Genomic DNA, 4,181 nt, shown 5'->3' with positions numbered 1-4,181 from the left:
TCACTATACGTCACCGCTTTCCTCACGCATCTCTCGATTAAGCGCTACCAGATGCGCATTCTCTTAAGCACGAGGACTTAGCGCGCGATCCTGCCACGCAAAATAGCCGCTAGCAGAAACCTTGAAGCAATGGTACATCACGCGTAACCGGGTATTGATTGCGGCAACGCCGGATCACCATGTACCGCTCGATGATTCTTTGGCAAAGTACGCTGCCGCGTCTCTTAAAAAAACATGTTCCTTGGTTAATCGGCCTGCTCATACTTGAGACGGACAAGCTCGTCGTCTCACGGGATGTCCATGCCAGGAAAACTTTTTCTGCAATAGGCTGGGCCTCGCGTACCCGAGGGTTTACCAGGCTCGGGGCCATGCCGACCTCTTTGCGCTTTGGCGGCAACTGGCTTCTAGGCGACGGACCAAATTAACGGCCTACCCGGTCGAATTCGAGATATATTTCATGCGCCTAGACATGAACACTCCTGCAGTTCGACATGAAGTTACTCGAAAGTGTCCACGCTAACAGGATGGAACCGTACCTAACGCTGTTCCAACCCAAGATGACATAATACTTACTTCACCTATCCCTATGTAAATCACTCTGGAGGATGTAGGCAAAACAAACCTCGCTCATGAGTCTGCTGTCTAGCCGGAGATATTGACTGAGCAGCTGAGCCTTAAAGAGACGTAGTAGCCTAAACCCTTGCAAAAGCTTTTGGAAGAAAACCACTTATATGGTCGGTCATCAATACTTATGTAAGCCTAATCGTTTCGTTTTCCAAATACCTAGACCTTCTCGCCACGCCCTAGCTTAGAGATGATTTTTCCGTCTGGTTGATCTTTAACATCGCGCCTATCAGAGTTCTCGAAATCTTTCAATTATGAGGCCGACTTTAATGAAGGCGCCGGCGTAGTAGTCGTCACCAGATTAGTTGTGTTTAGTACGCTCGATCGAAACTCAGCTAAATAGAGCTCTTTTCCCCATTCGTGTGCGACAACGCCCCGACAAACCCCGATGTTTCATTCGGAAAAACCTATAGAACAAGATCATTCTAAACTACTGGGTTAATGTTATTAGGAACATTCATCTTGTTCTGATTTTTCATCAAATGCATGCTAGACTCGCTCCGTAAGGAAAAATTTTTAATTTTTGATAGATTGACCGTTCAAGCGTCAGTTATACGTGTTGGGATTTTCGCCGCTCATGAAACAGCTTCAGCGCAATAACCACCCCGGCAAGAATGGCCGTCATTCCGTTGGCAGTCATGACTGGAATATCCCCTTTCTGGAGGCCGTACCAAGTCCAACAGGAAACTCCGAAAAATAGAGCTGCCCACATACCCAACGACAGGCCGCTGGTGTCCTTGTTTTTTACGATGTGTAACACCTGGAGCAAAAAAGAACCGGTCGTCACCCATGCCGCTAACGTTCCTAAAGCAGCTGGCCATGGCGTTAGAAAAAAAATGCTTAAAGCAGCCATTATTATCGTTACTGCCACGATAAGAAAATTCTTCACGGCTCGCCCTGCATAGATGCCATTGCAACATCGACACGTGCAAGTGCATGACGTAAATCGTCTACGAAGGTTGGCTGATCACTGATCCCGCCGAAGATTTTTTTTGTCCTCGCGAAAGCGCTGAGAGGGTCATTAGAGGTGAAGATCGTATTGAAGTCAACGCTGTTCAACGCTCGATCCTGATACTCAAAAGCCAGTTGACCTTGGTGACGTTTATGCATGAAGCGGAACCATAAAGCAGGAAGTATTAAGGTGGCTTTTGGCGTATGCCCCATTTGATAACGAGCTTTTAAGGTTGGAATAATAAATTCATGTAGTTTGGCGATACTGTCGGATGAAACGCGCTGATTGGTATCGCGAATCCAAGTGTTACTAAAGCGCTTCAGGATAGTGGCGCTATAATAGTCAACATCAATTTCCGTAGGCTGCAGTGCAGGCTTCACATCTTCCGAAACGTAGGATCTGATCCATGTTTTGACCTGAGGTAGCAAGCTCTCATCAATATATTGTTTACCCAGTAGGGCACCGGCCCATGCTACGCCGCTGTGACTGGCGTTCAGAACGCGGATTTTCGCCTCCTCGTAAGGGGTCACGCTAGAAACAAACTCCACGCCTACGTTTTCCAATGGAGGACGGCCAGCGATGAAGTCGTCTTCCAAAACCCATTGGGAAAAAGCTTCGCAAGAGACCGGCACTTGATCGTCATGAATACCATCATCCGTCAGCCGCGCATGAATCGCTGTATTGATCTTCGGAGTAATGCGGTCAACCATACTGTTTGGAGCGCTGGTATTCTGCTGTATCCAATTCAGTAATGGCAGATCATTCTTTGCCGCAACGAAATCCAGCAAGCCGCGATAGAAACTGGATCCGTTATTGCGTAGGTTGTCGCAACTGAGCAGTGTCACAGGTTCACCACCACTAAGCATGCGCGCCCTCAATATTTTACAGAGCGCACCATAAAGCGTGGAGGATTCTCCTCGTTCACTCAGATCTGCCAGAATAGCGTGATGCTCAACGTCAAGATGGCCATCCTCCTTGAGAAAATAACCTCCCTCGGTAACAGTAAAGGAAATGATTTTAGTACGCGGGTTAGCTCCCTGTGCAATCAACGTACGCAGCAATTCATCCCAGAGAATAACCTGATCAACGACAGTAATTGTCTGGTACTGCTTATCGCCCTCGGGTGATATAATCTCCAGCGTGTAACGGCCTTGTTGTCTGGCTAGTTGCTGGAGCGTCAGCTGTGTAGCGCTGTTGCGAATGTTGGCGAGGGAAAGACCCCACTCGCAATGCCCGGCATTTTTAAGTAAGTTTAGATACCAAGCTTGGTGAGCTCGATGGAACGCACCGGCGCCGAGGTGAAGCCAAATTGATTTTTCAGGTACGAGTCTATTCAAAATATATCCTTGAGTAACGAGGTGACTACTACATTGCACCTTAATTGTGAATGATTCTCGGCCGCTGTTGACGGCCCAGTTTTTATCGCATATAAGAGGTTTCAGCGCAACCTGTAGCTACGATGCAGGTTGCGAAAATATGCCCTGCGGTCAAGGCGCTGAGCGTTGATTGATTGGGGATGACAAGAGTTAGTATGGTATAACTAATCATCTAAAATTGACAATAATAGTGCTCTTTGATCGTTTTTTCAATAATGGGACGGGTTATGTCGTAATCCGTCGCCGCCATGGGTTGAATTGTTCTCTAAATAGAACAGGTGAAGCAGCACTCCGGACACAGTTTTCTATATTGGTGCCGCTCTGTAGCTATAGTACACTTTATGTGCTCGCCAAGATAATTGGCGTCTATCGATTAGACTTTGTTTGAAAAGTCGATTCCGAGGCAACCCTAAACGCGGCTTTTCGATAGACCGGCGTATTAAATAGACGCACGTACTACAAGCGCAATGCGATCGAGCGACTAGTCAGCTAACTTTTAACCAATTTATCGCATGTTCGAATCCTGCACGAGCCACCTTTATAATTCGTGGTGAGCCTTTTCCACTCGAAAAAGAGTTTTGCTGGGGAGAAGCAGATACATCGCAGCGCGGACAGCAGCCGTCTGTCGCAAAACATAACTGCACGTCTTCTTGATGTCAATTTGCAATAGCGCATAGCCATAACCCACACGCCTGTGCGCTTTTTCGTGCGCGCCTGTGGGAGCTCTAGGCAGAATCTATCGATCATGCACGTCCACCCCTTGAGATGCGCGCCACAGATTCCGACTAGCGGTAGTAGGTTTGGTATGGATCGCAGGGCTCGGCCGCCACGCATTTCCTGACCTGCTCGAGCTCTCAGCTGTGGAGAAACAATTTGAGACGGCCGGTGGTAGATCGGTAACCTGGATCCGCGATACCTGCCAATGCCGGGATAGGTATCGTTGTCGCCTGAGTTAGATGATGCAGCAAGGCCGATATAGGCTCCTGCATGGTTTTAAGATTCGGTTCAGCTAACGCCGCCCTCTCATGACTTGGCGGGCTATCTCAGACGGAACCGCCTGCGTTTCTGGGCGAGCAGTGGCTGATCTTGAAGTGGAGCTCTCGGTAACTGCAACCGCTGGACTCACCCGATCTGGCCGATCAATAACCCACTGCGGCATTTCCTTAATTTTAAGGTTATCTGCCTCTATGCTTGGCGCCTCGATCAGATGTGTAGTGGTCAACTAATCC

2 protein-coding genes are annotated in these 4,181 nt (G+C 48.3%); both read right to left on the bottom strand.

Going from position 1 to position 4,181, the window contains the following annotated elements:
* Positions 1 to 1,174: 1,174 nt before the first annotated feature.
* The gene (locus RND78_RS27545) at positions 1,175 to 1,513 is read right to left on the bottom strand and encodes a SemiSWEET family transporter (protein WP_312733390.1); all 339 of its coding nucleotides are present in this window, start codon (positions 1,511 to 1,513) and stop codon (positions 1,175 to 1,177) included.
* On the bottom strand, positions 1,510 to 2,913 hold the full coding sequence (dalD, locus tag RND78_RS27540) for a D-arabinitol 4-dehydrogenase (RefSeq protein WP_312733389.1): 1,404 nt from the start codon (positions 2,911 to 2,913) through the stop codon (positions 1,510 to 1,512). Before dalD ends, RND78_RS27545 begins: the two co-directional genes overlap by 4 nt.
* Positions 2,914 to 4,181: the final 1,268 nt, after the last annotated feature.

Origin of the sequence: Pseudomonas oryzihabitans, assembly GCF_032027545.1 — a bacterium.
Classification (GTDB): Bacteria; Pseudomonadota; Gammaproteobacteria; order Pseudomonadales; family Pseudomonadaceae; genus Chryseomonas; species Chryseomonas oryzihabitans_F.
Note: the sequence above shows the minus strand (reverse complement) of the source record. Positions and strands in the feature narration are given on the sequence as shown.